The organism is Zoogloea sp. (assembly GCF_041911615.1).
GTDB lineage: Bacteria > Pseudomonadota > Gammaproteobacteria > Burkholderiales > Rhodocyclaceae > Zoogloea.
In genome coordinates this window covers 85,230-111,149 of the sequence record NZ_JAYROR010000040.1, presented here as the reverse complement: position 1 = coordinate 111,149, position 25,920 = coordinate 85,230, and the positions used below count along the sequence as shown (strand labels likewise).

The window sequence follows — 25,920 nt, the reverse complement described above, 5'->3', positions numbered from 1 at the left end:
CAGCCAAGAATTCCAGGACCGACCGATGGTGGAAGCGGACGCGACCGTACCCTCCCTCCACGAAAATTGGGCGCTCCAAGAGCGCGGACACTTCGTTGGCGCTCCAATCGGGAAGCAGCTCGCGCGGGTCGATTGGGGGGCCTCCCGTCGCGTCGCCATCAGCCCCCGCGCTGTAGCGTACGGTCAAGCGCCGACTCAGCATCACCGCCAGCGCGAGCCGCTGTGCGCCAGACCGCGCCTTCTCAAGCGAGAGATCTGCCTTCTCGCGCCGATCCGCACGAGCGGTCAGTCGGGCGCGCGCATGAGTTTGAATCTGATCGAGGTGTGCGCGGATCCGTCCGTGCTCGCGCCAGTCATCGCACAGCTCGATCAGGTCTTGCGGCTTGCGCGCGAACCCTAGGGCATTCTTGGCGTCAATTGCCTCAAGCAGGGAGGCTGCGTTCTGGACTCCACGAGCACGAGAGAACTCGACGATCTGTGGCCCCGTTAGCGGGAGCAGTTCAACCTCGCGATGCGAAGGCGGGCCGTCGTCCCTGCTATTGCTGGGGCCATCCATCGCGATGCGAATGAACTCATCTTCTGTGTCGGCTGCGCATACTACAGCCGGTACAGGCAAGATCTCCCTGAACGCTTGACGATCAATGGGTACTGGCCGAGCGGTGACCACGACAGTTGCCCGTTCCAGCGCTCCACGGATGTCATGCGCGAATCGGCGCAGAGCGTCCTTGAACGACCGATGGACAAGTTGAAGCTCATCGATGGAGTCGAGGAAGAAATAGGCAACCTGTGACGAGGACGCCAACCAGTCATTGAAACGCGTCAGTTCGTCCCCGAAGAGGGTGGCTACAACGCCCGCAGATGCAACGCTCTCGAGCGATAGGAAGAATGCAGGCTCGCCGTGGGCAAAGAGTTCTCTCGCCTTCGACTCGCACTCATAAGTCTTGCCGGCCCCGGCCTCCGAAACGATGAGAATACGCTGGGACTTCAGCAGTTCGTCCCAGCCAACACCGGATTCGTCGAAGCGCTCACCAAAGGTCAGCTCGAAGTCGACGTCTTTGTCGGTTGCGGCTCGCAGGTCCTTAAATGCGCGGTTCATCCCAATAGGGTACCAGCACTTGGTTGATCACGGCTGCGGCCATCGTAGAGCTGTCCTGACCTGACTGGCAGCTCACAGTTGGGAAGTATGCGTTCACCGCGGTGGAACGCCTCTGATCGCGGTCACCTATGTCTGAGCGATAGGTTACTGGCGCAATGCTGCCGCAGTCGCAGCTGCAAACCAATGGCCGCTCTGGCCGATGAGCAACAGCTCAGAAGGAGCACGGCTGGTGCCTGACACCGGTTAACCATTCCCCCAGCAACGATTCCACAAACCCTACCTGCAGCTGTAACCCCTTTAAGGTCACCTTGCGAGCCAAACTCACAGAGCACGAACAATCGGGACGCCCGGCGCAGGTCCCTTGATCCTGCGCCGGGCTCAAGTTGGCGCCGATGGAGTGGTCTTGTCAGGGGCGGGGGGGGGATGGCGGCAGAACGGAGAGCTGGCAAGGGTGGTGTCAATTGGCGTACTACATAGACCCCCTTGTCGAAATTGACACCAAGGGCGATCGGCTGCTCGGAATCCGCCGAAGGGCCGGTCCTTGCCGGTCTTGAGGTGGGGAGTGCGTTGAAGAGTCTGTGTTTCCCGGCTCCGCGCGACGGTGAGACTGTGGCAGATAGCGGGGGCATGCAGTCGGAAGGGGGCCGTCGCGCCGCAAGGGCTGCGGAACCGGGTTCGTGGCGTGACGAGCTGCTGGGGCGCCCCTCGCGGCGCATTGGGCGAGGGCGGCTGAGCGGCCGCGCCTGGATGCGCGATCCCATGCCCGGCATCGAAAACCCCGGACCAGAGATCGACCAGACAACAAAAAAGCCAACCCCGAAGGATTGGCTTTTCTGCTTGCTTGTCTTGGCTCCTCGACCTGGGCTCGAACCAGGGACCTACGGATTAACAGTCCGGCGCTCTACCGACTGAGCTATCGAGGATCTGACGGGTTGGTCATGCGTCCGAGGGACACATCACCGCAAATTTTTCTGGCTCCTCGACCTGGGCTCGAACCAGGGACCTACGGATTAACAGTCCGGCGCTCTACCGACTGAGCTATCGAGGAACAGAGGCGCGCATTTTAGTTGCCAGCCTTGATTGCGTCAAGACCTTTTGCGCGCTTTTTTTGCCCCCGGCGAACCGGGTGCGGGTGAAACGGTGCAGCTTAGGCCTTGATGACGGCGGCGATGGCGTCGGCGACGTAATCGAGGTTCTTGCTGTTGAGCGCGGCCAGGCAGATGCGGCCGGTGCCGACGGCGTAGATGCCGAACTCGTCTTTCATGCGTTCGACCTGGGCGGCGGAGAGGCCGGTGTAGGAGAACATGCCGCGCTGCTTGATGACGAAGGAGAAGTCCTGGTCGACCTTGCGGGCGGCCAGTTGCTCGACGAGGCCGGTGCGCATGGCGCGGATGCGGTCGCGCATGCCGGCAAGCTCGGCTTCCCATTGGGTGCGCAGTTCGGGGGTGGACAGCACGGCAGCCACGACCGCGCCGCCATGGATCGGCGGGTTGGAGTAGTTGGTGCGGATCACGCGCTTGAGCTGCGAGAGCACGCGGGCGGATTCGTCCTTGCTCTGGGTGACGATGGACAGGGCGCCGACGCGCTCGCCGTACAGCGAGAAGCTCTTGGAGAAGGAGCTGGAGACGAAGAAGGACAGGCCGGAGGCGGAGAACAGGTTCACCGCGACGGCGTCCGGCTCGATGCCGTCGGCGAAGCCCTGGTAGGCCATGTCGAGGAAGGGGATCAGGCCGCGGGCCGCGCAGGCCTTGACCACTTCGGCCCACTGGGCTTCGGTGAGGTCGGCGCCGGTGGGGTTGTGGCAACAGGCGTGCAGCACGATCACGGAACCGGCCGGCAGGCTGTTCAGCTTGGCGATCATCGCCTCGGCGTTGGCACCGCGGGTTTCCGGGTTGTAGTACGGGTAGGTCTCGACCGGGAAGCCGGCGGCTTCGAACAGGGCGCGGTGGTTTTCCCAGCTCGGGTCGGAGATGTAGACGGTAGCGCCCGGCACGACGCGCTTGATGAGGTCGGCGCCGATGCGCAGGGCGCCGGTGCCGCCGAGGGCCTGGGCGGTGACGACACGGCCGTCACGGATGAGGGTGCTGTCGGCACCGAACAGCAGGTTCTGCACGGCGTTGTTGTAGGCAGCCGGGCCTTCGATGGGCTGGTAGCCACGGGGCGGGGCGGCCTCGAGGCGGGCCTTCTCGGCCGTCTTGACGGCGCCGAGGAGGGGGATCTTGCCGTTGTCGTCGAAGTAGACGCCAACGCCGAGGTTGACCTTGGTGCTGCGGGTATCCGCGTTGAAGGCTTCGTTCAGGCCAAGAATCGGATCGCGGGGGGCCAGTTCCACCGCAGCAAAGATCGAAGAGCTCATGGGGTCTCCAGAAGGGGCGAAGGGAAGCGGGGCGCTTTAAACGCGCCGCTTGGGCGATAATTCGAATTTATCGAGTAAAGTTGAACTCGTAGATTCAACTTCAACGTGTAATTTTATCATGGCCGATCAATCCGATAGCGGGCGTGTGGTGGTTTTCGAGGGAAGCCCGTTCCGGCTTCATCAACCTTTTCCGCCTGGCGGCGACCAGCCAGAGGCGATCCGCCAGCTCGTCGAGGGTATCGGCGACGGCTTGATGTTCCAGACGCTGCTTGGCGTGACGGGCTCGGGCAAGACCTACACCATGGCCAATGTCATCGCCCGCTGTGGCCGCCCCGCGCTGGTGCTGGCCCACAACAAGACGCTGGCGGCGCAGCTGTATTCTGAGTTTCGCGAATTCTTCCCCGAGAACGCGGTGGAGTACTTCGTCAGCTACTACGACTACTACCAGCCCGAGGCCTACGTGCCGTCGCGGGATCTCTTCATCGAGAAGGATTCGTCGATCAACGAGCACATCGAGCAGATGCGCCTGTCGGCCACCAAGAGCCTGATGGAGCGCCGCGACGTGGTGATCGTGGCGTCGGTGTCGTGCATCTACGGTATCGGCGATCCGGGCGATTACCACGCGATGGTGCTGCACCTGCGCGAGGGCGAGCAGATGGCTCACCGGGATCTGGTGCAGCGCCTGGTGGCGATGCAGTACGACCGGGCCGACATCGACTTCAAGCGCGGCACCTTCCGGGTGCGCGGCGACGTGATCGACATCTTCCCGGCGGAAAACGCCGAGTACGCGCTGCGCGTCGAGATGTTCGACGACGAGATCGAGCACCTCACGCTGTTCGATCCGCTCACCGGCCACCTCAAACAGAAGATCGTGCGCTTCACGGTGTATCCGTCGAGCCACTACGTGACGCCGCGGGCCACCGTGTTGAAGGCCATCGAGGGCATCAAGGACGAGCTGCGCGAGCGCATCGAGGTCTTCCAGAAGCAGGGCAAGCTCGTCGAGGCTCAGCGCATCGAGCAACGCACCCGCTTCGATCTGGAAATGCTCAACGAGCTGGGTTTCTGCAAGGGCATCGAGAACTACTCGCGCCATCTGTCGGGCCGCGAGCCTGGCGCCGCGCCGCCGACGCTGATCGACTACCTGCCGGCCGACGGCCTGATGTTCATTGACGAATCCCACGTTTCGATCGGCCAGGTGGGCGCGATGTACAAGGGCGACCGATCGCGCAAGGAGAACCTCGTCGAATACGGCTTCCGGCTGCCGTCGGCACTGGATAACCGGCCGCTCAAGTTCGAGGAGTTCGAGCGCCTGCTGCCCCAGACCGTGTTCGTCTCGGCCACGCCGGCGGCCTACGAGAAGGAGCATCAGGGACAGGTGGTGGAGCAGGTGGTGCGCCCGACCGGGCTGGTGGATCCGATCATCATCGTGCGGCCGGCGTCCACTCAGGTGGACGACCTGCTCGGCGAGATCAAGAAGCGGCTGGCTGCGACCGAACGGGTGCTCGTCACCGTGCTTACCAAGCGGCTTGCCGAGGATCTGACCGAATACCTGGCCGAGAACGGCATTCGTGTGCGTTATCTGCACTCCGACATCGACACCGTCGAGCGCGTCGAGATCATCCGCGACCTGCGTCTTGGCGAGTTCGACGTGCTGGTGGGCATCAACCTCCTGCGGGAAGGTCTCGATATCCCCGAAGTGTCGCTGGTGGCGATCCTCGATGCGGACAAGGAGGGCTTCCTGCGCTCCGAGCGTTCGCTCATCCAGACCATCGGCCGCGCGGCCCGTCACCTGCACGGCACGGCAATCCTCTACGCCGATCGGATCACCGATTCGATGAAGGCCGCGATCGGCGAGACCGAACGTCGTCGCGCCAAGCAGATCGCCTTCAACGAGGCGCATGGGATTACGCCCAAGTCCGTGATAAAGCGCATAAAGGACATCATCGACGGTGTCTATGATGCATCGTCAGGCGATGCCGGCACGGTGCCTGCCGATGCTCGGGCCGACTACGCGGCCCTCGACGAAAAGGCGCTGGCCCGAACGATCCGCCAGCTTGAGAAGGAAATGCAGGAGCACGCCCGCAACCTGGAGTTCGAGAAGGCGGCCGCTGCCCGCGACAAGCTGTTCAAACTGCGCCAGCAGGCTTTCGGCGCAGATGCCCACGACGCTGCCCGACCGGGCGCCCCTGGCTGAGAGAGGCGAAAAATTGGTCCTTGCCCTTGTACGTTCCGCCCGTCGGCTGCTTAAATTGCCGTCAGGAGGGACACCGATAATGAAAATACTGTTTGTCTGCACCGGCAATATCTGCCGGTCGCCGACGGCGGAGGGCGTCGCGCGTCGCTGGCTGGCCATGGCCGGGCTCGATGATATCGTGGGCGTCGATTCCGCCGGCATCCAGGGTTACCACGTGGGCGAGGCACCGGATCCACGTACTCAAACCGCGGCCCTGCGCCGGGGTTACGACTTGTCGCGCCTGCGCGCGCGCAAGGTTCAGCCCAAGGATTACGCCGAATTCGACCTGCTGCTGGCGATGGACCGCGACCACTTCCACTACCTGCGCGACCGCGCGCCCGAAGGCTGCAAGCACAAGGTTCGGATGTTCATGAGTTTCGCCCAGCGTTCGCGCCGCGACGACGTGCCCGATCCGTACTACGGCGGGATCACCGGCTTCGATGCCGTGCTCGACCTGTGCGAGGATGCCGTTCAGGGGCTGATCGAGGAGATTCGCCCGGAAGTCGACCGGCGGCGCCAGTCGGCTGGCTGATCGAAATTCGCCTACCACGGGGCTGCGGCCAGACGTTTTTCCCGCCCGTGACCAACAAAAAAAAAGCCAGCCCCACGGGGCTGGCTTTTTGCTGGGGTGGGCCAGATTATTTCTGGCCGGTTTCCACCTGGACCAGCGGCTCGTCGACCACGACTGCCGGCGTGCGCGGACGGCGGCGGCGGACCGGTTCGGGCGTCGGCTCGGGCTGGAAGGCCTGAGTCGCGCCGGCGCGGGTCTCGATCATCACCAGGCCGCTCCCTTCCAGGGAGGTGTTGAGGTCGGCGACGGGAGCGGGTTCGACTACGACCTCGGCAACCGGCTCGGCGGCAGGCGCTTCGACTGCGGGCGCGGCTTCAACGACGGGCTCGGCAAGCACTTCCACGGGGGCAGGGGCGACCGGTGCGACCGCTTCCTCGGAGACCTGCGCTTCAACCGCCGCCGCAACGGCAGGAGCCGGCGCGACTTCGGCTTCACGGGCTGCGGCGACCGCCTGCTCGATCAGGTCGGGCTTCGCGCTGTCCTCCTCGACGGGGGCAGCAGTGAAGACCGGCTCCGGAGCGATGACGGGCGCTTCGCTGACGGCTGCGGTCTCGACGACCACTTCGGCCGCGGCCGCAGTCGGCTCGACGACGGGGGCCGGTACGGCTTCGACGCTGGCGTCCGCCATGGGGGCGGTCGGCGCGGCTTCGGCGACCGGTGCGGGTTCGATCACCGGGCTCGCTTCGGTGGCTGCGACGGGCGCGGTCGCGACGGTCTGGTCGCCGATTTCCAGTTCACCCTGGGCGGCGACGTCGGTGCCGGTGCCTTCCTCGTTGCGACGACCGCCGCGACGACCGCGGCGACCGCGGCGGCTGCGCTCGGCGCTGGCTTCACCTTCGGCTGCGGCGGCAGGGGCCGCACCTTCGGGGCTGGCGACGGCGGCGACCGCGGCAACCGTGGTCAGTTGCTCGGCGCTGGTGGCGACGCCTTCGGCCTCGGCCGGCTTCGATGCCTGGGCGTTGCGGTTGCGACCGCGTTCGCCACGCTCACCCCGGCCTTCGCGTTCCGGGCGCTCGGTGCGCTCGGTGCGTTCGGCACGCTCACCGCGCTCCTGGCGTTCGCCGCGTTGACGCTGGGGCTTCTCGCGCTGTTCGGCCTGGGCTTCGGCGGGCGCGTTGTTGCGGGCCTCGCGGTTCTCGCGGTTCTCGTTGCGTTCGCCTCGTTCGCCGCGCTCCTCGCGCTGGCCGTCACGGCGGCCACGACCGCCTTCGCGACCGTCACGGCGACCGCCGCGTTCGTTGCGCGGGCGGGCTTCACGGCGTTGCGGTTCGGGCTGGGCGACAACCGGCGCCGGCTCGGGCTGCTTCTCGCCGCGGAAGAAGGCGAAGATGCGGGCGAGCAGGCCGGGCTGGCTTTCCGGCACCCGGGCCGGGGCAGGCGCGGCCTTGGGCTCGACGACGGGCGCCGGCTGGTCCGGGGTGATGCCCTTGACCGCGGCTTCCTGGCGAGCCGGACGGTCGGTGTTGGCGGACGGCGGGGTATAGGTCTCGTCGGCCGGCTTGGTGGCCATGCGATAACTCGGGACGGCGCTGTCGTCCTGGTTGAGCTGGTCGTGGCGCAGTCGGACGATCTCGTGCTGCGGGGTTTCGAGATGGCGGTTGGGGATCAGCACCAGGCCGACCTTGTGACGGACTTCGATCTTGGCGATGTCGTCGCGCTTCTCGTTGAGCAGGAAAGTGGCGACATCGACCGGAACCTGGCAGTGCAGGGCGCCGGTGTTGTCCTTCATCGCCTCTTCTTCGAGGATGCGCAGGATGTGCAGCGCGGACGACTCGGTGCTGCGGATGTGGCCGGTGCCATTGCAGCGCGGGCACGGGATGTAGCTGGTCTCGGCGAGGGCCGGGCGCAGACGCTGGCGGGACAGCTCGAGCAGGCCGAAGCGGCTGATCTTGCCGGTCTGGACGCGGGCGCGGTCGTAGCGCAGGGCGTCGCGCAGACGGTTCTCGACTTCGCGCTGGTTCTTCTGGGACTCCATGTCGATGAAGTCGATGACGATCAGGCCGCCGAGGTCGCGCAGGCGCAGCTGGCGGGCCACTTCGTCGGCGGCTTCGCAGTTGGTCTTGAACGCGGTTTCCTCGATGTCGGCGCCACGGGTGGCGCGGCCGGAGTTTACGTCGACGGACACCAGGGCTTCGGTGTGATCGATGACGATGGCGCCGCCGGAGGGCAGATTGACGGTGCGCGAGTAAGCCGATTCGATCTGGTGTTCGATCTGGAAGCGCGAGAACAGCGGCACGTCGTCGTGGTAGCGCTTCACGCGGTTCACGTTCTGCGGCATGACGTGGGCCATGAACTGGCGCGCCTGCTCATAGACGTCGTCGGTGTCGATCAGGATCTCGCCGATGTCGGGCTGGAAGTAGTCGCGGATCGCGCGGATCACGAGGCTGCCTTCCTGGTAGATCAGGAACGCGCCTTCCTGGGCCTGGGCGGCGCCGTCGATGGCACGCCACAGTTGCAGGAGGTAGTTCAAGTCCCACTGCAGCTCTTCGGCGGTGCGGCCGATGGCGGCGGTGCGGGCGATCAGGCTCATGCCGCCGGGCACTTCGAGCTGGTCCATGACGTCGCGCAGTTCGGCGCGCTCGTCGCCCTCGACGCGGCGCGAGACACCGCCGCCACGGGGGTTGTTGGGCATCAGAACGAGGTAGCGGCCGGCCAGGGAGACGAAGGTGGTGAGGGCTGCGCCCTTGTTGCCACGCTCGTCCTTCTCAACCTGGACGATCAGCTCCTGGCCTTCCTTCAGCGCTTCCTTGATCGAGGCGCGGCTGGCTTCGACGCCGGGCTGGAAGTACGAACGGGAGATTTCCTTGAACGGCAGGAAGCCGTGGCGCTCGGCGCCGTAATCGACAAACGCGGCTTCGAGACTGGGCTCGATGCGCGTGATGACGGCCTTGTAGATGTTGCTCTTGCGTTGTTCCTTGGCGGCCGACTCAATGTCGAGGTCGATCAGTTTCTGACCGTCGACAATGGCAACGCGGAGTTCCTCGGCCTGCGTTGCATTGAAGAGCATGCGCTTCATTCGTCTTTTTCTCCCGCGCGGCACACGGGCAGGACGAACCGCTCCACCGCATTCAACTGCGGTGATTTAGTTTGGCGTGATGATCTAGCCGGTCCTTCTTCAAGGGAAATCAAACTAAAGTGGGTGGAGGGTTCATCTATCGCACCCTGAGCCGCGTTCTACGCTGGGGATGCGGCAACGAGTCCGGCGAACCCTCCGGGCCGGCGACGCTAGGATGCACGCCGCTCTCAGCTGGCTGCCATCCCTCGTCGGGGCCCGGTTCTGTCCATCGCGACTCGATGCCTGCATCCGGGAGGCTGCGAAGGGTCACGGGGCTTCACCTGGTCTCGCACGACACGGAAGAAGAGGCGTACGCTCGCGTACGGCTGTGTTCCGCGCTGCGACCTCGGGCCAGCTCGCCGGGATTGCTTCGCGGCCCCGGTTCAGGGCCGTCAATCTGCGTGTGCGCCTGTGCGCAATTGGTACAAGTTTAGTGTCGAATACAGTACCATCGCCCTCTTTTTGTCCGGCGATGGACCTTCCTGTGGTTTTCGGGAGCGCTGAGGGTGCCGGATAACTCGGCGTGGAGTCCTCGATATTGAGTCGCTCTGGCGCGGCACGGGCCGGTGTTGAATCCTTGGATGACACCCTTGTGGCGGGCGCGACGCATCAGGACCGAAAAAACCGCTCAACAGTATATTTCAAAAAGATGGCCTTGAGTAAAGCTCCCGCAGTACGTCACGAACGCGTCGATGAAGGCAGTGCGGGGCAGCGCATCGACAACTTTCTGGTGCGCATCTGCAAAGGCGTGCCGAAGAGCCACATCTACCGCATCCTGCGCAGCGGCGAGGTGCGCGTGAATAGTCGTCGGGTCGACCAGACCTACCGGTTGCAGGGCGGCGACGAAGTGCGCATTCCGCCGATCCGCCTGGCCGAGAAGGATCCGGCAGCGGCGCCGGTGCCGGTGGGCAAGCCCTTCGACATCGTCTTCGAGGACGACGCGCTGCTGGTGCTCGACAAGCCGGCCGGCCTGGCGGTGCATGGCGGCAGCGGGGTGAGTTTCGGGGTGATCGAGCAGTTGCGGCGCCAGCGGCCGGAGGCGAAGTTCCTCGAGCTGGTGCATCGCCTCGACCGGGAGACGTCGGGCCTCCTGATCGTCGCCAAGAAGCGCAGCGCGCTCACGGTCCTGCACGACATGATGCGCGACGGCAAAGTGCAGAAGCGCTATCTGACGCTGGTGTCCGGTCGCTGGCTGAATCCGATGCAGCACATCAGGCAGCCGCTGCAGAAGTACCTGCTCGACAACGGCGAGCGGCGCGTCAGCGTGCATCGCGACGGCAAGCCGGCGCACAGCATCGTGCGCCTGCAGCGGCGCTGGCAGGGCTTCAGCCTGCTTGAGGTGGAGCTGAAGACGGGGCGAACGCATCAGATCCGCGTGCACCTCACCGATGCGGGTTTTCCGCTCTGCGGCGACGACAAGTACGGAGATTTCGCGCTCAACAAGGTGCTCGAGAAGGAGGGGCTCAAGCGGATGTTCCTGCACGCCGCCCGGCTGGCCTTCCGTCATCCGCTGACCGATCAGCCGATCGAACTGACGGCGCCGTTGCCGCTCGAGCTGGCGGGTTTCGTGGCGGCCGTCGAGCAAACCCGGGAGAGGGAATATGGCTGATCTCGCGCCCCGAGCGGGCGAAAGGCAGAAGCGCTTCGATCTGATCGTCTTCGATTGGGATGGCACGCTGCTCGATTCGGCGGCAGCCATCGTGCGCGCGATCCAGGCGGCCAGTGCCGACCTGGGGCTGGCGCCGCCATCCGACGCGCGGGCGCGCCACGTGATCGGCCTCGGCTTGGTCGATGCCCTGCATTACGCCGTCCCGGAGCTGGCCGAGCGCGATTACCCGCGGATGGTCGAGCGCTATCGCCATCATTTCCTGGCTGGCGACCGGGCGTTGAGCCTGTTCGACGGCACCGAGGCGCTCATTGCCGATCTGCACGCCCGCGGCCATCTGCTTGCGGTGGCGACCGGCAAGAGCCGCAACGGGCTCGATCGGGCGCTGGCGTTCTCGGGGCTGGGGCCTTATTTCCATGCAACCCGCTGCGCCGACGAGTGCTTCTCCAAGCCTCATCCGGCGATGCTCAACGAACTGATGGATGAGCTGGGGGTGATGGCCGAATCCTGTCTGATGATCGGCGATACGACCCACGATCTGCTGATGGCCAAGAATGCCGGTGTGGCCGGGCTCGCGGTCAGCTTCGGCGCGCATCCGGTCGAGCAGCTGGTGGCCGAATCGCCGCTGGCCTGTGTGCATACACCGGCCGAATTGCGTGCCTGGCTGGAGGCAAACGCGTGATCTGCGCGTCGGCCGCGCTGAGCGACGGCGGGGATGGCGTGCGCTTCACGGTGCGCCGTGGCGGGCGCGACGTGCCGGCGTTCGTGGTGCGCTTTGGCGGGCAGGTGTTCGCCTATCTCAATCGTTGCGCCCACGTGGCGGTTGAGCTGGATTGGCAGCCCGGGCGCTTCTTCGATGCGGATCGCGCCTATCTGATCTGTGCCACCCACGGCGCGTTGTACCGGCCCGAGAGCGGTCGGTGCGTTGCCGGCCCGTGCCGCGGCGGGCGGCTGGAGGCGCTGGTAGTGGTCGAGCGGGACGGCGGGGTGTTCCTCGCGGAGGACGAGGCGGGCTGAGTGGCGTGCGCCGTCCGGCTATTTGCCCGCCAGGAGCAGGAAGACAGTCGGTCGCCGGGCCAGATCCGGTGCGGGGGCGTTCTTCCAGTCGGCGATGCGCCGGGTGGCGATCCATTCGTCGTCGGTGGTCAGATCGCGCGCCACGCAGAGCCGGGTTTCGGGGTTGCAGGTGCCGCGCAGTGCCTCGAACATGCGGTCGTTGCGATAGGGCGTCTCGATGAACAGTTGGGTGCGCGACATGCGTGCGGATTCCGCCTCGAGTTCGCGGATGCGCTTCTTCCGGGCTTCTTCATCCACCGGCAGGTAGCCGTGGAAGGCGAAGCTCTGGCCGTTGAGGCCGGAGGCCATCAGGCCCAGCAGCAGCGACGAGGGGCCGACCAGCGGAACCACGCGAATGCCCTGTTCGTGGGCGCGGCGCACCAGCAGGGCGCCCGGGTCGGCGACGGCCGGGCAGCCGGCCTCGGACATCAGTCCCGCGTCGGTACCGGCCAGTAGCGGCGCGAGCAACGCGTCGAGATCGGCCGGGCCGGGGTTTGCGGGCAGTTCTCGGATGTCGAGCTCGCGCAGGGGCTGCGGGTGTTCGAAGCGCTTGAGGTCGGCGCGGGCGGTCTTGGCGTTCTCGACCACGAAGTAACCGAGGCTGCGCGCCCGGTTGGCGACGTCTGTCGGCGTGGTGAGCGCGGTGTCGGCGGGCCCGAGGGCGACCGGGATCAGGTAGAGCGTGCCGGCGGTCATCAGGGCAGGGCGATGCCTTCGTTGCGCAGCATGCGGGCCAGTGCGATCAGCGGCAGGCCCACGAGGGCGTTCGGGTCGTCGCCCGAGAGCGCATCGAGCAGCGTGATGCCGAGCCCTTCGGATTTGGCGCTGCCGGCGCAGTCGAGGGGGCGTTCCTTGTCGACGTAGCGCACGATCTCGGCCTCGGACAGCGTGCGAAAGCGCACTTCGGTGGGAACGACCTCGACCTGAACGCGGCCGCTGCGGGTGTTGAGCAGGGCTAGCGCGGTATGGAACACCACGGTGTTGCCGCTCATCTGCGTGAGCTGGGCAACGGCACGCTCGACGGTGCCGGGCTTGCCGAAGCGCGCCTCGCCCATTGCCGCGACCTGATCGCTGCCGATGATCAGCGCGTCGTCGAATCGCCCGGCCACGGCGCGTGCCTTCTCGACGGCCAGGCGTTCGGCGGTGGCGCGGGGGCTTTCGCCGGCGAGCGGGCTTTCGTCGATGTCCGGGCGGGCGACGTCGAAGGGCAGGTCGAAGCGTTGCAGGAGTTCGCGGCGGTAAGCCGAGGTGGAGGCGAGGACGAGTTTCATGGGGTCGGGCGCGGTTGCCTCCGGCGAGGAGGTCGGTTTGCGCGTTTGCAGGGTTTTGACACAGGGAGCCGAAAATAATATCATGCCGCTCTTATGTCGCAAGAAAGCTTCGTGATCGACCTTCGGGCGTTGGCCAGAGATGGGCGCCGCCTTGAGGGCAAGGTGCCCGTGTCGGCACTCGGCCGTGTCGCCGGGTCCGTGCTGGAACCCTCCGGAACAGTGGCTTTCGGGTTTCAGGGCGAGCAAGACGGCGAAGGCAAGCTGCACGTGGATCTCCAGATCCACGGTGAGCTGGTCCTGCAATGTCAGCGCTGTCTCGAAGCCTTGGTGTGGCCCTGTGAGGTGGAGAATCGTCTCCTGCTTCTCCGGCCCGGCGAAGCGCCGCCGGAGGATGAACTCGAGAACGATGCGGAAGATGCCCTTGAGGTTGAGCCGCTCACCGACCTGCTGGCCCTGGTGGAGGATGAGGTGCTGCTGGCCTTGCCCCTCGTGCCGCGCCACGAAAATTGCGATCCGCCGGTCAAGGCCGGTGTTGATGAAGAGATTTCGCCCTTCGCCGTTCTGCGCCAGTTGCGCGGCAAGGTTTAAAAGTATTCCTCAAGGAGTGTTTCATGGCTGTCCAACAGAACAAGAAGTCCCCGTCCAAGCGCGGTATGCACCGTTCCCACGATTTCCTGGTCGCGCCCCCGCTGGCCGTTGAGCCGACCACCGGCGAAGTGCACCTGCGTCACCACGTTTCGCCGTCCGGCGTTTACCGTGGCAAGAAGGTCGCCAAGGCCAAGGGCGAGTAATTCTCCCGGTTGCAAAGCGGCGCGACGCCCTCGGGCGATCGCGCCGTTTTTACGACTTGTCCTCCCATTTTCTCCTGTTAGCGCCGAATGACTGTCACCCTGGCCATTGACTGCATGGGGGGCGATCACGGCCCTTCGGTAACGATCCCGGCCGCCCTGCATTTCCTGCGCGCCGATCGTGATACCCGGATTCTTCTCGTTGGCCGACCCGAGGCGCTGGAGCCGCATCTGGGGGGCGCGCTTGCCGAGTTCGGCGAACGCCTCCGCGTGCAGCCGGCGTCCGAAGTTGTCGGCATGGACGAGCCGCCGGCCCAGGCCATGCGTAGCAAGAAGGATTCTTCGATGCGCGTGGCGGTCGATCTGGTCAAGGCCGGCGAGGCTCAGGCGGCCGTGTCGGCGGGCAATACCGGCGCGCTGATGGCCATCTCGCGCTTCGTCCTGAAGACGCTGCCCGGCATCGACCGGCCGGCGATCTGCAGCACGCTGCCTACGCTGCGCGGCCAGACCCACATGCTCGACCTTGGCGCCAACGTCGATTGTTCGCCCGAACACCTCCTCCAGTTCGGCATCATGGGGGCGATGCTCGTCGCCGCCGTCGAGCACAACGAACGTCCCAGTGTCGGCCTCCTCAATATCGGCGAGGAGGACATCAAGGGTAACGAGATCGTCAAACAGGCCGGTGAGCTGCTGCGAAGCAGTGGCCTCAATTTTTACGGCAACGTCGAAGGCAACGACATCTACAAAGGGACCGTCGATGTGGTCGTCTGCGATGGCTTCGTCGGCAACGTTGCCCTCAAGACCTCGGAAGGTCTCGCCCAGATGATGGCGACCTTCCTGCGCGAGCAGTTCTCGCGCAACTGGATCACCAAGCTGGCCGCGGTTTTCGCGATGTCGGCCCTCAAAGGTTTCAAGCACAAGGTGGACTCCCGTCGCTACAATGGCGCCGCCTTGCTGGGCCTGCGCGGCGTCGTGGTGAAGAGCCACGGTTCGGCCGACGCCTTCGCTTTCGAGCAGGCCATCTGGCGAGCCGCCGAAGCCGCACGCAACCGGCTCATTGAACGCATCAGCGAACGAATGGAACGCGAAAGGCCCGCAGCATGATCCATACCCGAGTGATCGGAACTGGCAGCTATCTTCCTGGCTCGCCGGTCACTAACGATGATCTGGTTGCCCGTGGCATCGATACCTCCGACGAGTGGATCGTCGAGCGCACCGGAATTCACAGCCGCTATCTGGCTCCGCCGGATGTGACCGCCAGTGATCTGGCCTACGAAGCGAGCGTGCGCGCCCTGGCTGCAGCCGGGTGCGGGCCGCAGGACATCGACCTGTTGATCGTCGCCACCTCGACGCCGGATTACATCTTTCCCAGCACTGCCACGCTGCTGCAGGCCCGCCTGGGCATCAGCAATGGTTCGCCGGCCTTCGACGTGCAGGCGGTCTGCGCCGGTTTCGCGTACGCGCTGGCAACCGCAGACAAGTTCATCCGCTCCGGCGACCACAAGCGCGTGCTGGTGGTGGGTGCGGAGGTCTTTTCGCGCATTCTCGACTGGCAGGATCGCAGCACCTGCGTGCTGTTCGGCGACGGTGCCGGCGCGGTGGTGCTGGCCGCTTCGGACACCCCGGGCATCCTGGCTACCGCGCTTCATGCCGACGGCAGCCACAACGGCATTCTGCGTGTGCCGGGTCAGGTCAATCGCGGCCAGGTGACGGGCGATCCGTTCCTGCGCATGGACGGCCAGGCGGTGTTCAAGTTTGCCGTGCGGGTGCTTGCCGACGTGGCCCGCGAAGTGGCCGAGCGCGCGGGCGTCGCCCTCGACGACGTGGACTGGCTGATTCCCCACCAGGCCAACATCCGCATCATCCAGGCTACCGGCAAGCGGTTGGGCCTGTCGATGGATCGGGTCATTGCCACCGTTGGCGAACACGGCAATACCTCGGCGGCTTCGATTCCGCTGGCCCTCGACGCGGCCGTCCGCGACGGACGCATCCGGCCTGGCCAAAAGGTGATCCTCGAAGGGATCGGCGGCGGCTTTGCGTGGGGTGCCGCGCTCATCCAGTTCTAACAAGAAGCATTGTCATTGAAGGATAGGGGACGATGAATTTCGCTTTCGTTTTTCCGGGGCAGGGCTCGCAGTCGGTCGGCATGATGGCCGGCTACGGCGAGTCGGCCGTGATTCGCGAGACCTTTGCCGAGGCCTCCGCGGCGCTGGGTGAGGATCTGTGGCAGATGGTGGCGGATGGTCCGGCCGAACTGCTCGCCCAGACGGTCAATACCCAGCCGTTGATGCTCACCGCCGGTGTGGCCGTGTTTCGCGAGTGGGTGGCCCGGGGCGGCGTGCTGCCGAGCCTGGTTGCCGGTCACAGCCTGGGTGAATACTCGGCGCTGGTGGCTGCCGGTGCGCTGGATTTCCAGGAGGCCGTCAAGCTCGTCCGCTTGCGCGCCCAGGCCATGCAGGAGGCCGTGCCGGCCGGCGAAGGGGCCATGGCCGCGCTGCTCGGCCTCGACGAGCCTGCCGCTGCCGAAGCCTGTGCCGAAGCCGCGCAGGGTGAGGTGGTGTCCGCTGCAAATCTCAATTCACCGGGTCAGATCGTCATCGCTGGCGCCCGTGCCGCCGTCGAGCGTGCCATCGTGGTTGCCAAGGCCAAGGGCGCCAAGCGTGCCGTGCTGCTGCCGGTGAGCGCACCTTTCCATTGCGCGCTGATGAAGCCGGCCGCCGAGCGGCTTGCCCAGCGGCTGGTCGAGATCGAAATCAAGGTGCCGTCCATCTCCGTGCTGAACAACGTGGATGTCGCGGTCGAAACCGATCCGGCGCGCATCAAGGACGCGCTGGTTCGCCAGGCCTATTCGCCGGTCCGCTGGATCGAAACGGTGCAGGACATCGCCCGGCGTGGTGCGACCCACGTTTTCGAGTGCGGCCCTGGCAAGGTGCTGGCTGGCATGACGAAGCGCATCGAAGGCAGCCTGCAGGGCGGCGCGATCGCCGACGCGGCCAGCCTCGCCGACATTCTCCAGACGACGGGGGCAGCATGACCGAGGTTTTGAAGGGACACGTGGCGCTGGTGACCGGCGCATCGCGGGGTATCGGCCGGGCCATCGCCCTCGAACTCGGGCGCATGGGGGCCACCGTGGTCGGCACTGCGACTTCCGAGGCCGGGGCCGCTGACATTCAGGCAGGTCTCGAAGCCGCCGGCGTCGCCGGCCGCGGTCTGGCGCTGGACGTGACCGACGCGGCGGCCTGTGAAGCCGCCATCGCCGACATCGAGAAGACCCTCGGCCCGGTGCTGGTGCTGGTCAATAACGCCGGCATCACCCGCGACAACCTGTCGATGCGCATGAAGGATTCCGAGTGGGATGCGGTGCTCGACACCAACCTCAAGTCGGTCTTTCGCATGTCGCGTCTGGTCATGCGCGGGATGATGAAGGCGCGCGGTGGTCGCATCATCAACATCACTTCGGTGGTCGGCAGCTCCGGCAACCCGGGGCAGGCCAACTACGCCGCCGCCAAGGCCGGCGTGGCGGGCATGAGCCGTGCGCTGGCGCAGGAGCTGGGTAGCCGCAACATCACCGTCAATTGCGTCGCGCCGGGTTTCATCGACACCGACATGACCAAAGAATTGCCGGAAGCCCAGCGCGAGGCGCTGCAGGGCAAGATTGCCCTTGGCCGTCTCGGCAAGCCGGAGGAGATCGCTTCGGTGGTCGGCTTCCTTGCCTCGCCGGCCGCCTCGTACGTGACGGGCGCTACCCTCCACGTGAATGGTGGTATGTACATGGCGTAATCCTCGCCGGACTGGCGAGGGTGCGCGTTTTTGGTAGAATGCGGGGGTTTTGAATTCACCCCGCTCAATCAGCGAAGGAGTTGCTACATGGAAAATATCGAACAGCGTGTTAAGAAGATCGTCGCCGAACAACTCGGTGTCAATGAATCCGAAATCAAGAACGAATCGTCCTTCGTCGACGATCTGGGCGCCGACTCCCTCGACACCGTCGAGCTGGTGATGGCCCTCGAAGAAGAGTTCGAGTGCGAAATCCCCGACGAAGAAGCCGAGAAGATCACCAGCGTGCAGCAGGCGATCGACTACGTCTCCGCTCACCTCAAGAAGTAAGACTCGCAGGAGCAAGCCTTGACCCGACGCAGAGTTGTCGTCACCGGCCTTGGCGTCATTTCGCCGGTCGGTAATACCGTGCCTGAAGCCTGGGACGCCATCACCAGTGGCCGTTCCGGCATCGCTCAGATTACCCGTTTCGACACCTCTGCCTTTTCGGCGAAGATCGCCGGAGAGGTCAAGGGCTTCGATGTCGGCGCCTACCTTTCCCCGAAAGAAGCGCGCCGGATGGACGTCTTCATCCATTACGGTCTCGCGGCCGGCATTCAGGCCTTCCGCGATTCCGGAATCGAGGTGACGGAGTCCAACGCCCACCGGATCGGTGTGAACATCGGTTCCGGTATCGGCGGCTTGCCGATGATCGAGGAAACCCATGACGATTTCCTCGCCGGCGGTCCCCGCAAGATTTCTCCCTTCTTCATTCCCGGCACGATCATCAATATGATCTCCGGTAACCTGTCGATCATGTTTGGCCTGAAGGGGCCGAACCTGGCGGTCGTCACGGCCTGCACGACCGGCTTGCACGCGATCGGCATGAGCGCTCGGATGATCGAATACGGCGATGCCGACGTGATGGTCTGCGGCGGTGCCGAATCCACCGTGACGCCGTTGGCCGTCGGGGGCTTCGCTTCCGCCAAGGCGCTGTCGACCCGAAACGACGATCCTGCGACGGCGAGCCGTCCGTGGGACAAGGATCGCGACGGCTTCGTCCTCGGTGAAGGCGCCGGTGTGCTGGTGATCGAAGAGTACGAACACGCCGTCAAGCGTGGTGCGCGCATCTACGCCGAGATTGCCGGCTTCGGCATGAGTGGCGACGCGTTCCACATGACTGCCCCGGATACCGATGGCCCGCGTCGAAGCATGGTCAATGCCCTGCAGAACGCGGGTGTCAATGCGGACGAGGTGCAGTACCTGAACGCCCATGGCACGTCCACACCGCTGGGCGACAAGAACGAAACCGAGGCCATCAAGCAGGCCTTCGGTGCCGACGTCGCGCGCAAGCTGGTGGTCAACTCCACCAAGTCGATGACGGGGCACCTGCTCGGTGGTGCCGGTGGCCTCGAGTCGGTCCTGACGACCCTGGCGGTGTATCACCAGGTTTCGCCTCCGACGATCAATATCTTCGAGCAGGATCCGGAGTGCGATCTGGACTACTGCGCGAACGTCGCCCGTCAGATGAAGATCGATGTTGCGGTGAAAAACAATTTCGGTTTTGGCGGTACCAACGGTACGCTGGTGTTCCGGAAGGTCTGACGTGGCGGCCGCGGGAGACCGCTGGTCGTGAGCGTGATCGAAATCAAGCCGTCGCGGCTGCGCGCCATCCTCGTGATGGTCGTGCATGTCGGGGCGGCTTTTTCGTTGGTATTCCTGGGGGATCCAGTGGTTGCCACGGTGTTGCTGGCGGCGATCGGCTTGTCCGCGCGGTTCGGATGGCGGGCTTGGCGTCGCTCCGATGTGGCGCTTCTTGGGCTGGAGGACGATGGCCGGATGGTGTTTTCACCGGCGGGCGCCGAAGAGATCGTGAGGCCGGCGCCGGCCACCGTGATCGCGCCAGGCGTCGTCTGGCTGGCCTGGAAGGCGGGCGATCGGCGAGCCGCGGGTGCGATGATGATTCTTCGCGACCAGTTGTCGCCCGGGGCGTGGCGGGCGCTACAGATCTGGTTGAGATTGCGCGCCCGGGCGGAAGACGCTGACGCGGGGCCGCCCGAGTCGGTTTAGCCTGCCTTGGGACGGCTGGGGCGCAAGACGGTATCCCGCGCCTTGGGAAGCGTTGCCGGATAATCGCGGCTGAAGTGCAGCCCACGGCTTTCCTTGCGCTGAAGGGCGCTGCGGACGATGAGGTCGGCGGTGACCACCAGGTTGCGCAATTCGATCAGATCGTTGCTGACCCGGAAGTTGCTGTAGAACTCGTCGATCTCGCGGGCGAGCAGGCGAATCCGGTGCTGGGCGCGCTGGAGGCGCTTGTTGGTGCGCACAATCCCGACGTAATCCCACATGAAGCGACGCAGCTCCTCCCAGTTGTGGGAGATTACGATCGCCTCGTCGGCGTCGGTCACGCGGCTCTCGTCCCACTGGGGCAGGGCGTCGGCGTGGGGGCGCGGATTGGCGACGATGTCGGCGGCGGCGGCCTCGCTGTAGACGAGGCACTCGAGCAATGAATTGCTGGCGAGCCGATTGGCACCGTGCAGACCGGTGCATGAGGTCTCGCCGATGGCGTAGAGGCCCGGGACGTCGGTGCGGGCGCGCAGGTCGACAACCACGCCGCCGCACAAATAATGCGCGGCCGGCACCACCGGTATCGGCTGGTGAGTGATGTCGATGCCCAGTTCGGCGCAGCGGGCCAGGATGTTGGGGAAGTGTTCGCGCAGGAAATCGGCCGGCTTGTGGCTGATGTCGAGGAAAACACAGTCGAGGCCGTGCTTCTTCATCTCGAAGTCGATGGCGCGCGCGACGACATCGCGGGGGGCGAGCTCCTCGCGGCGATCGTGTTCGGGCATGAAGCGGCTGCCATCGGGGCGGCGCAGCAGGCCCCCTTCGCCGCGTACGGCTTCGGAAATCAGGAAGGATTTGGCCTGCGGGTGGTATAGGCAGGTGGGGTGAAACTGGATGAATTCCATGTTCGCCACCCGGCAACCCGCCCGCCAGGCCATCGCCACGCCATCGCCGGTGGCGGTGTCGGGGTTGGTGGTGTAGAGGTAAACCTTGCCGGCTCCGCCGGTGGCGAGCACCGTGTGACGAGCCGCGAAGGTGCGCACTTCGTCATTGGGGATGTCGAGCACGTACGCGCCCAGGCAGCCGGCTTCGGGGCGCCCGATCTTGCGGCCGACGATGAGGTCGACGGCGATGTGCTGCTCGAAAATCTGAATGTTGGGGTGGGCCCGCACCTGTTCGGTGAGCGTGGCCTGTACGGCGGCGCCGGTCGCGTCGGCGACGTGGATCACTCGCCGGTGTCCGTGCCCGCCCTCGCGGGTGAGGTGGTAGCCGATCGGCGAATTGGCGTCACCGGTGAAAGGCACGCCGTGGTCGATCAGCCAGCGGATCGCCCTTGGGCCGTTTTCGACGACGAAGCGGGTGGCGTCGTCGGCGCACAGGCCGGCGCCGGCCGTGTGAGTGTCGGCGATGTGGGCTTCGGTGCTGTCGGTGGGGTCGAGGACGGCGGCGATGCCGCCCTGCGCCCAGGCGCTGGCGCTGTCTTCCAGCGTTCGTTTGGTGACGAGGGCTACCTTGTGAGTGTCGGCAAGGCGCAGTGCGAGGGATTGGCCGGCGAGGCCGCTTCCCAGAATGAGCACATCAAAGGCGGTCACTTCGAAATTCCGCGGGGAGCGATGTTTGGGAGGGCCGACTATAGCACGCTGAGTCGATCGTGCAGACGGCGTCTGCGACCAACAAAACCCTGCCGCCGACTGAACTATGGATGAAGCGCAGCGGTCAACCTCAGTGCTTTCGCAGGAATCATGGGCGCACACGGTATACTGCGCGGTCGGTGGCCGACCCGGTCACGATTCACGAGGTAAACCTGTTCCGACCATGAGCGATCGAGAAATTGACCAGCAGTTGGTCGAGCGTGTCCAGCGCGGCGACAAGCAGGCTTTCGGCCTGCTGGTTGCGAAGTATCAGCGCAAGCTCGCCCGCCTGTTGTCTAGATTGATCCGCGATCCTGCCGAAGTGGAGGATGTTGCCCAGGAAACGTTCATCAAGGCTTATCGCGCCTTGCCGTCGTTCCGGGGGGACAGTGCTTTTTACACGTGGCTTTACCGTATTGGGATCAACACCGCCAAGAACTTTCTGGTTTCGCAGGGTCGGCGAGCACCGACCACGACGGATTTCGACTCCGAGGAGGCCGAGACCTTCGAGGACGGCGATCAACTGCGCGACATCAACACGCCCGAGCGGTTGCTGATGACCAAGCAGATCGGTGATACCGTCAATGTGGCCATGGAAGCCTTGCCCGAGGAGTTGAGGACGGCGATCGTTTTGCGAGAAATCGAAGGTTTGAGCTACGACGAGATCGCATCGATCATGGAGTGCCCCATTGGCACGGTGCGCTCACGGATTTTTCGTGCCCGTGAGGCGATTTCCGAGAAGCTCAAGCCGTTGCTCGATACGGCTCCGAACAAGAGGTGGTAAGACAATGAAAGAAAAGGTTTCGGCTCTGCTCGACGGTGCGCTCGACGAAGACGCGTCGGCGCGAATGTTCGAGTCCCTCAAGCGGGACGGTGCGTTGCGTCGGGATTGGGAGAGTTATTGCCTCATCGGAGACGTGCTACGGGACGAAGATGCGCTGTCGGCGGATTTCACGCGCAACGTGATGCGCTGCCTCGACGAGGAGCCGACCGTGCTGGCGCCTTCCCGTCAGGCGGTGGGCGCGGGCTGGGTCCGTCATTTCATGCCGATCGCCGCATCGGTGATGGGGGTGGCTGCAGTAGGCTGGGTGGCGATGACGCTCAACGGCGGCGCTGGCGACGGGATGCCGAAAGTGGCAGCGGTCAAGGCGCCGGCGGTCGCTGTCGCGGCGGCACCTCCGGCGGAATCGGTTCAAAGAGTTTCCAGCGCGGCTGGCGAACCGTCTGACCGCGAATACGTGTTTGCCCACCAGGCGATGGCGCCGTCCGCGGCGATGCCCGGTGTGGCGATGTACGTCCGGACCGTTTCGGACACGCGTGCGGCCGGTGAGCGATGAAGCGTTTCCTCTGCATCTGTGCGGCCGTGCTTGCAACGCAGGGCGCGGCCTGGGCCGATGGCCCGAGTGATCCGATCAGCTGGCTGGGCCGGATTTCCAACGCGGCGCACAAGCTTAACTACATCGGCACCTTCAGCTACCAGAATGGCAAGAACGTTGAGATGTCGCGCATCGCCCATCTGGTGGATGGCGGTGCCGAATTCGAGAAGCTCGAAGCGTTGGACGGCAGTCCGCGCGAGGTGGTGCGCAGCAACGACGAGGTGCAGTGCTTCCTGCCCGACCAGAAACTCGTGATCGTCGATCAGTCGTCGGCGCGCCGCAGTTTCCCGGCGCGGCTGCCGGCCTCGCCCAGCGCCCTGGCCGAGAACTACCGTATCCGCAAAGGCGAGGTCGTCCGGATCGCCGGTCTGGAAAGTCAGCAGATCATCCTCGAGCCGAAGGACGACATGCGTTTCGGCCATCAGCTCTGGGCCGACGTGGCTTCCGGATTGTTGCTTCGCGCCCGCCTGATCGGCGAAAAAGGCGAGAGCATCGAGCAGTTCGCATTCAATGACGTGCAGATCGGCACCGTCTTCGACAAGGAAAAAGTGAAGCCGCGTTTCGTCCGCGGCGCCGACTGGAAGGTGGTGCAGGCGCGCGGTAACGACGTGAAGGTGGAGGATACCGGATGGGTGTTCCGCAACACGATTCCGGGCTTCAGGCAGGTTGTTTCGGTGGCGCGTCCCGCCCGCAAGGAGCGCGGCGAGGCCTACCATGTGGTGTTTTCCGACGGCCTGGCGGCGATCTCGGTGTTCATCGAGCCGCAATCGGTCAAGGCGCATGCCCAGAGCGGCATGAGCGCCAACGGGGCGGTCAATATCTTCCGGCGGACGGTGGCCGATCATCTGATTACCGTGCTCGGTGAGGTGCCGCCGGCCGCGCTCGTGCGGATCGCCGATGGCGTCGAGGTGCGGAAGCGCTGATGCGGGTCAAAGGTGTGGTGTCGAAGGTCGAGGATGGTTACGCGTGGGTCGACGTGTCGGTCGCCCAGGGGTGCGGGCGGTGCAACGAGCCCGGCGGTTGCGGCGGCGTGAATATCGCGCGACCGTTGGCGCAGACCAGTCACGTTGTGCGCGTCGCGAACGACATCGGTGCGCTTCCAGGGGATCCGGTTGGGGTGCTGGTCGAAGACGGGCTGCCGCTTAAGGCGGCCCTCGCCACTTATGCCTGGCCGGTGGTGGGCGTGCTCGCCGGGGCGGCACTGGGCAGTGCCGTGGCCGCTCCGGGTGGCGCGGATCTGCTTGCTGCGCTGGGCGCGGTGGCGGGCGGTACCGTCGCCGCGTTGCTGGGGCGCCGCCGAATTGCGTGGTCGGGCGCCGGCGTGCCGCCGCTACGACTCGAAAAAGCGGATCTGGACGCCGGGGGCTGCGGGCGATGAAGGCGATGGCGTTTGTGTTTCGGGTGTTCGCGCTGTTCGGCGCGTTGATCGTGTTGGTGTCGGCCCAGTCGGCGCTGGCTCGCGATCTGCCCGAATTCGCCGATCTGGCTGAGCGGCAGGGGGCGGCGGTCGTGAATATCAGCACGACCCAGGCGGTTCGCCAGGGGCGTGGCGGCGTGCCGAGTCTCGACGAAGACGATCCGATGTTCGATCTTTTTCGGCGTTTCATTCCGCGACATCCGGGGGCGCCTCGCGTCGATCCTGACAGCCGGTCCCTCGGTTCGGGCTTCATCGTCTCGTCCGACGGCTACGTGCTGACCAATGCCCACGTTGTCGACGGCGCCGACGAGATCGTCGTCAAGCTGACCGACAAGCGCGAGTTCCGTGCCCGTCTGATGGGAGCGGACCCGCGGACCGATGTGGCCTTGCTCAAGATCGATGCGAGCGGGCTGCCGCGTGTGGTGCTCGGCGATCCGAACCGGCTGCGGGTGGGCGACTGGGTGGTGGCCATCGGCTCGCCGTTCGGCTTCGAGAACTCGGTGACGGCAGGTATCGTCAGCGCGAAGGGGCGCTCGTTGCCGCAGGAAAATTTCGTGCCTTTCATCCAGACCGACGTGGCGATCAATCCGGGTAATTCCGGTGGCCCGCTGTTCAACATGAAGGGCGAGGTGGTCGGCATCAACTCCCAGATCTACAGCCGTACAGGCGGATTCATGGGGTTGTCGTTCGCGATTCCCATCGACGTGGCGATGGACGTTCAGAGTCAGCTTCGGGCGAGCGGACGGGTGCAGCGCGGGCGTATCGGTGTGGTGATCCAGGAGGTTTCGCGCGAACTGGCGGATAGTTTCGGGCTCGGCAAGCCGGTGGGGGCGCTGGTGAGTTCGGTCGAGAAGGGGAGTCCGGCGGACAAGGCGGGGCTCGAGCAGGGTGACATCGTGCTGCGTTTCGACGGCAAGCTGGTGGGCATCTCCGGCGACCTGCCGCGCATCGTCGGTGGTACCCGGCCGGGTGCACGCGTGCCGGTGCAGGTCTGGCGCAAGGGCATGTTGCGGGACTTGTCGGTCGTGGTGGCGGAACTGCCCGAGGATAACAAGATTCGCAAGGTGGCGGCGAAGTTGCCTCGACCGGATGCTGCGCCCAACAAGCTGGGCCTGGTGGTTGTCGAGCCGAACGCCGAACAGCGTCGGGACGGGCGTATGGCGGGGGGCGGGGTGGTGGTCGACGCCCTGCGCAGCGCGTCGGCCCGGGCGTCTGAAATTCAGGCGGGCGATGCGATCCTGGCGATTGTGAATCGCGGCGTGCGCATCGACATCCGCTCGGTCGATCAATTCAATCGGGTCGTCGCCGCCCTGGATCTCGGGCAGACGGTGACGGTGCTCGTGCTCCGTGGCGACACCCAGACTTTCGTGCCGTTGCGAACCCTTGAACGCTGATCTCGTACAGCCCCGGCTGACGGTGCTGAGCCGGGAGTGGTGCCACCTCTGCCATGATCTGCTGGACGCGCTGGCGCCCTTGCAGCAGGAACTGGGTTTTGCCATCGAGGTGCTGGACGTGGATGCCTTTCCCGAGCTGGAAGCGGTCTGGAGCGAGAAGGTGCCGGTGGTGCTGGCGGGGGATGTGGAACTGTGTCACTACTTCCTCGACGAAGCTGCGGTCCGTGCTCATTTCCGGCGTATCGGTTAG

General features: G+C 65.3%; 25 protein-coding genes, 2 tRNA genes and 1 pseudogene. 20 read left to right on the top strand and 8 right to left on the bottom strand.

Going from position 1 to position 25,920, the window contains the following annotated elements; all coding sequences use genetic code 11:
• From ACE3P2_RS05275 to ACE3P2_RS05260, 4 genes and pseudogenes are all read right to left on the bottom strand, one after another.
• Positions 1–1,096, bottom strand: a pseudogene (locus tag ACE3P2_RS05275) (hypothetical protein); the annotation flags it as partial.
• 847 nt (positions 1,097–1,943) lie between these two features.
• Positions 1,944–2,019 (bottom strand) — tRNA-Asn (locus ACE3P2_RS05270).
• A gap of 49 nt (positions 2,020–2,068) precedes the next feature.
• Positions 2,069–2,144 (bottom strand) — tRNA-Asn (locus ACE3P2_RS05265).
• A 99-nt stretch (positions 2,145–2,243) separates the two neighbouring features.
• A complete protein-coding gene (locus ACE3P2_RS05260; RefSeq protein ID WP_374261799.1) occupies positions 2,244–3,452 on the bottom strand; it encodes an amino acid aminotransferase in 1,209 nt (402 codons plus the stop codon).
• 118 nt (positions 3,453–3,570) lie between these two features.
• Here ACE3P2_RS05260 and uvrB point away from each other — a divergent pair, with 118 nt between their 5' ends.
• A complete protein-coding gene (gene uvrB / locus ACE3P2_RS05255; RefSeq protein WP_374261797.1) occupies positions 3,571–5,646 on the top strand; it encodes an excinuclease ABC subunit UvrB in 2,076 nt (691 codons plus the stop codon).
• Positions 5,647–5,722: 76 nt separating this feature from the next.
• Positions 5,723–6,217: a low molecular weight protein-tyrosine-phosphatase gene (locus ACE3P2_RS05250; RefSeq protein WP_374261803.1), complete on the top strand. Its 495-nt coding sequence runs from the start codon at positions 5,723–5,725 to the stop codon at positions 6,215–6,217.
• Between the two features lie 106 nt (positions 6,218–6,323).
• Here the strand turns inward: ACE3P2_RS05250 and ACE3P2_RS05245 are convergent, their stop codons facing one another.
• Positions 6,324–9,272 (bottom strand): Rne/Rng family ribonuclease, encoded by a 2,949-nt coding sequence (locus ACE3P2_RS05245; protein WP_374261795.1) that lies wholly within the window; start codon positions 9,270–9,272, stop codon positions 6,324–6,326.
• Between the two features lie 688 nt (positions 9,273–9,960).
• Here ACE3P2_RS05245 and ACE3P2_RS05240 point away from each other — a divergent pair.
• From ACE3P2_RS05240 to ACE3P2_RS05230, 3 genes are read left to right on the top strand one after another with little or no spacing between them, the layout of a single operon-like run.
• Positions 9,961–10,920, top strand: a complete 960-nt coding sequence (locus ACE3P2_RS05240) for an RluA family pseudouridine synthase (protein WP_374261793.1) — start codon at positions 9,961–9,963, stop codon at positions 10,918–10,920.
• Entirely contained in the window at positions 10,913–11,599 is a 687-nt protein-coding gene (locus ACE3P2_RS05235; protein ID WP_374261791.1) for an HAD-IA family hydrolase, read from the top strand. The genes ACE3P2_RS05240 and ACE3P2_RS05235 overlap by 8 nt, the downstream gene beginning before the upstream one ends.
• Positions 11,596–11,934 carry a Rieske (2Fe-2S) protein gene (locus ACE3P2_RS05230; RefSeq protein ID WP_374261789.1) on the top strand — a complete coding sequence of 113 codons (339 nt, stop codon included), beginning with the start codon at positions 11,596–11,598 and terminating at the stop codon, positions 11,932–11,934. Before ACE3P2_RS05235 ends, ACE3P2_RS05230 begins: the two co-directional genes overlap by 4 nt.
• Positions 11,935–11,952: 18 nt before the next feature.
• On the opposite strand, the gene ACE3P2_RS05225 is transcribed toward ACE3P2_RS05230, so the two are convergent.
• Both ACE3P2_RS05225 and ACE3P2_RS05220 read right to left on the bottom strand, forming a co-directional pair.
• Entirely contained in the window at positions 11,953–12,669 is a 717-nt protein-coding gene (locus ACE3P2_RS05225) for an SAM-dependent methyltransferase (RefSeq protein ID WP_374261787.1), read from the bottom strand.
• Positions 12,669–13,244 (bottom strand): nucleoside triphosphate pyrophosphatase, encoded by a 576-nt coding sequence (locus ACE3P2_RS05220; RefSeq protein ID WP_374261785.1) that lies wholly within the window; start codon positions 13,242–13,244, stop codon positions 12,669–12,671. The genes ACE3P2_RS05225 and ACE3P2_RS05220 overlap by 1 nt, the downstream gene beginning before the upstream one ends.
• A gap of 111 nt (positions 13,245–13,355) precedes the next feature.
• On the opposite strand from ACE3P2_RS05220, the gene ACE3P2_RS05215 reads away from it, so the two are divergent.
• From ACE3P2_RS05215 to ACE3P2_RS05175, 9 genes are all read left to right on the top strand, one after another.
• On the top strand, positions 13,356–13,832 hold the full coding sequence (locus tag ACE3P2_RS05215) for a DUF177 domain-containing protein (RefSeq protein WP_374261783.1): 477 nt from the start codon (positions 13,356–13,358) through the stop codon (positions 13,830–13,832).
• Between the two features lie 23 nt (positions 13,833–13,855).
• The gene (gene rpmF / locus ACE3P2_RS05210) at positions 13,856–14,035 is read left to right on the top strand and encodes a 50S ribosomal protein L32 (RefSeq protein WP_079435603.1); all 180 of its coding nucleotides are present in this window, start codon (positions 13,856–13,858) and stop codon (positions 14,033–14,035) included.
• Between the two features lie 87 nt (positions 14,036–14,122).
• Positions 14,123–15,136, top strand: a complete 1,014-nt coding sequence (gene plsX / locus ACE3P2_RS05205) for a phosphate acyltransferase PlsX (RefSeq protein WP_374261781.1) — start codon at positions 14,123–14,125, stop codon at positions 15,134–15,136.
• The gene (locus ACE3P2_RS05200) at positions 15,133–16,098 is read left to right on the top strand and encodes a beta-ketoacyl-ACP synthase III (protein WP_374261779.1); all 966 of its coding nucleotides are present in this window, start codon (positions 15,133–15,135) and stop codon (positions 16,096–16,098) included. The genes plsX and ACE3P2_RS05200 overlap by 4 nt, the downstream gene beginning before the upstream one ends.
• A 32-nt stretch (positions 16,099–16,130) precedes the next feature.
• Complete coding sequence (fabD, locus tag ACE3P2_RS05195; protein ID WP_374261777.1) at positions 16,131–17,066, top strand: ACP S-malonyltransferase; 936 nt, start codon at positions 16,131–16,133, stop codon at positions 17,064–17,066.
• A complete protein-coding gene (fabG, locus tag ACE3P2_RS05190; RefSeq protein WP_374261776.1) occupies positions 17,063–17,812 on the top strand; it encodes a 3-oxoacyl-ACP reductase FabG in 750 nt (249 codons plus the stop codon). Before fabD ends, fabG begins: the two co-directional genes overlap by 4 nt.
• 87 nt (positions 17,813–17,899) lie before the next feature.
• Positions 17,900–18,139, top strand: a complete 240-nt coding sequence (gene acpP / locus ACE3P2_RS05185) for an acyl carrier protein (protein ID WP_324513761.1) — start codon at positions 17,900–17,902, stop codon at positions 18,137–18,139.
• An 18-nt stretch (positions 18,140–18,157) separates the two neighbouring features.
• A complete protein-coding gene (gene fabF / locus ACE3P2_RS05180; RefSeq protein ID WP_374261773.1) occupies positions 18,158–19,393 on the top strand; it encodes a beta-ketoacyl-ACP synthase II in 1,236 nt (411 codons plus the stop codon).
• 27 nt (positions 19,394–19,420) lie between these two features.
• Entirely contained in the window at positions 19,421–19,858 is a 438-nt protein-coding gene (locus ACE3P2_RS05175; RefSeq protein ID WP_374261771.1) for a protein YgfX, read from the top strand.
• Here the strand turns inward: ACE3P2_RS05175 and nadB are convergent.
• Complete coding sequence (nadB, locus tag ACE3P2_RS05170) at positions 19,855–21,444, bottom strand: L-aspartate oxidase (protein ID WP_374261769.1); 1,590 nt, start codon at positions 21,442–21,444, stop codon at positions 19,855–19,857. The genes ACE3P2_RS05175 and nadB overlap by 4 nt on opposite strands.
• Before the next feature lie 223 nt (positions 21,445–21,667).
• On the opposite strand from nadB, the gene rpoE reads away from it, so the two are divergent.
• Genes rpoE through ACE3P2_RS05140 form a run of 6 tightly spaced genes read left to right on the top strand, consistent with a single transcriptional unit; the run spans position 21,668 to position 25,920 of the window.
• Positions 21,668–22,267: an RNA polymerase sigma factor RpoE gene (gene rpoE / locus ACE3P2_RS05165; protein WP_374261767.1), complete on the top strand. Its 600-nt coding sequence runs from the start codon at positions 21,668–21,670 to the stop codon at positions 22,265–22,267.
• Between the two features lie 4 nt (positions 22,268–22,271).
• Positions 22,272–22,820, top strand: coding sequence for a sigma-E factor negative regulatory protein (locus tag ACE3P2_RS05160; protein ID WP_374261765.1), 549 nt, complete (start codon positions 22,272–22,274; stop codon positions 22,818–22,820).
• The gene (locus ACE3P2_RS05155; RefSeq protein ID WP_374261763.1) at positions 22,817–23,782 is read left to right on the top strand and encodes a MucB/RseB C-terminal domain-containing protein; all 966 of its coding nucleotides are present in this window, start codon (positions 22,817–22,819) and stop codon (positions 23,780–23,782) included. Before ACE3P2_RS05160 ends, ACE3P2_RS05155 begins: the two co-directional genes overlap by 4 nt.
• Entirely contained in the window at positions 23,782–24,237 is a 456-nt protein-coding gene (locus tag ACE3P2_RS05150) for a SoxR reducing system RseC family protein (RefSeq protein WP_374261761.1), read from the top strand. The genes ACE3P2_RS05155 and ACE3P2_RS05150 overlap by 1 nt, the downstream gene beginning before the upstream one ends.
• A complete protein-coding gene (locus ACE3P2_RS05145) occupies positions 24,234–25,670 on the top strand; it encodes a DegQ family serine endoprotease (RefSeq protein WP_374261759.1) in 1,437 nt (478 codons plus the stop codon). Before ACE3P2_RS05150 ends, ACE3P2_RS05145 begins: the two co-directional genes overlap by 4 nt.
• A complete protein-coding gene (locus ACE3P2_RS05140; protein WP_374261757.1) occupies positions 25,660–25,920 on the top strand; it encodes a glutaredoxin family protein in 261 nt (86 codons plus the stop codon). The genes ACE3P2_RS05145 and ACE3P2_RS05140 overlap by 11 nt, the downstream gene beginning before the upstream one ends.

Bases quoted from the DNA above. Each gene is read 5' to 3' on its own strand.
- ACE3P2_RS05150 (WP_374261761.1), top strand. From the start codon at position 23,782: ATGCGGGTCAAAGGTGTGGTGTCGAAGGTCGAGGATGGTTACGCGTGG.
- uvrB (WP_374261797.1), top strand. From the start codon at position 3,571: ATGGCCGATCAATCCGATAGCGGGCGTGTGGTGGTTTTCGAGGGAAGC.
- fabD (WP_374261777.1), top strand. From the start codon at position 16,131: ATGAATTTCGCTTTCGTTTTTCCGGGGCAGGGCTCGCAGTCGGTCGGC.
- ACE3P2_RS05160 (WP_374261765.1), top strand. From the start codon at position 22,272: ATGAAAGAAAAGGTTTCGGCTCTGCTCGACGGTGCGCTCGACGAAGAC.
- acpP (WP_324513761.1), top strand. From the start codon at position 17,900: ATGGAAAATATCGAACAGCGTGTTAAGAAGATCGTCGCCGAACAACTC.
- fabG (WP_374261776.1), top strand. From the start codon at position 17,063: ATGACCGAGGTTTTGAAGGGACACGTGGCGCTGGTGACCGGCGCATCG.
- plsX (WP_374261781.1), top strand. From the start codon at position 14,123: ATGACTGTCACCCTGGCCATTGACTGCATGGGGGGCGATCACGGCCCT.
- ACE3P2_RS05235 (WP_374261791.1), top strand. From the start codon at position 10,913: ATGGCTGATCTCGCGCCCCGAGCGGGCGAAAGGCAGAAGCGCTTCGAT.
- ACE3P2_RS05145 (WP_374261759.1), top strand. From the start codon at position 24,234: ATGAAGGCGATGGCGTTTGTGTTTCGGGTGTTCGCGCTGTTCGGCGCG.
- ACE3P2_RS05220 (WP_374261785.1), bottom strand. From the start codon at position 13,244: ATGAAACTCGTCCTCGCCTCCACCTCGGCTTACCGCCGCGAACTCCTG.
- rpmF (WP_079435603.1), top strand. From the start codon at position 13,856: ATGGCTGTCCAACAGAACAAGAAGTCCCCGTCCAAGCGCGGTATGCAC.
- ACE3P2_RS05200 (WP_374261779.1), top strand. From the start codon at position 15,133: ATGATCCATACCCGAGTGATCGGAACTGGCAGCTATCTTCCTGGCTCG.
- ACE3P2_RS05260 (WP_374261799.1), bottom strand. From the start codon at position 3,452: ATGAGCTCTTCGATCTTTGCTGCGGTGGAACTGGCCCCCCGCGATCCG.
- ACE3P2_RS05245 (WP_374261795.1), bottom strand. From the start codon at position 9,272: ATGAAGCGCATGCTCTTCAATGCAACGCAGGCCGAGGAACTCCGCGTT.
- ACE3P2_RS05240 (WP_374261793.1), top strand. From the start codon at position 9,961: ATGGCCTTGAGTAAAGCTCCCGCAGTACGTCACGAACGCGTCGATGAA.
- rpoE (WP_374261767.1), top strand. From the start codon at position 21,668: ATGAGCGATCGAGAAATTGACCAGCAGTTGGTCGAGCGTGTCCAGCGC.
- ACE3P2_RS05225 (WP_374261787.1), bottom strand. From the start codon at position 12,669: ATGACCGCCGGCACGCTCTACCTGATCCCGGTCGCCCTCGGGCCCGCC.
- ACE3P2_RS05155 (WP_374261763.1), top strand. From the start codon at position 22,817: ATGAAGCGTTTCCTCTGCATCTGTGCGGCCGTGCTTGCAACGCAGGGC.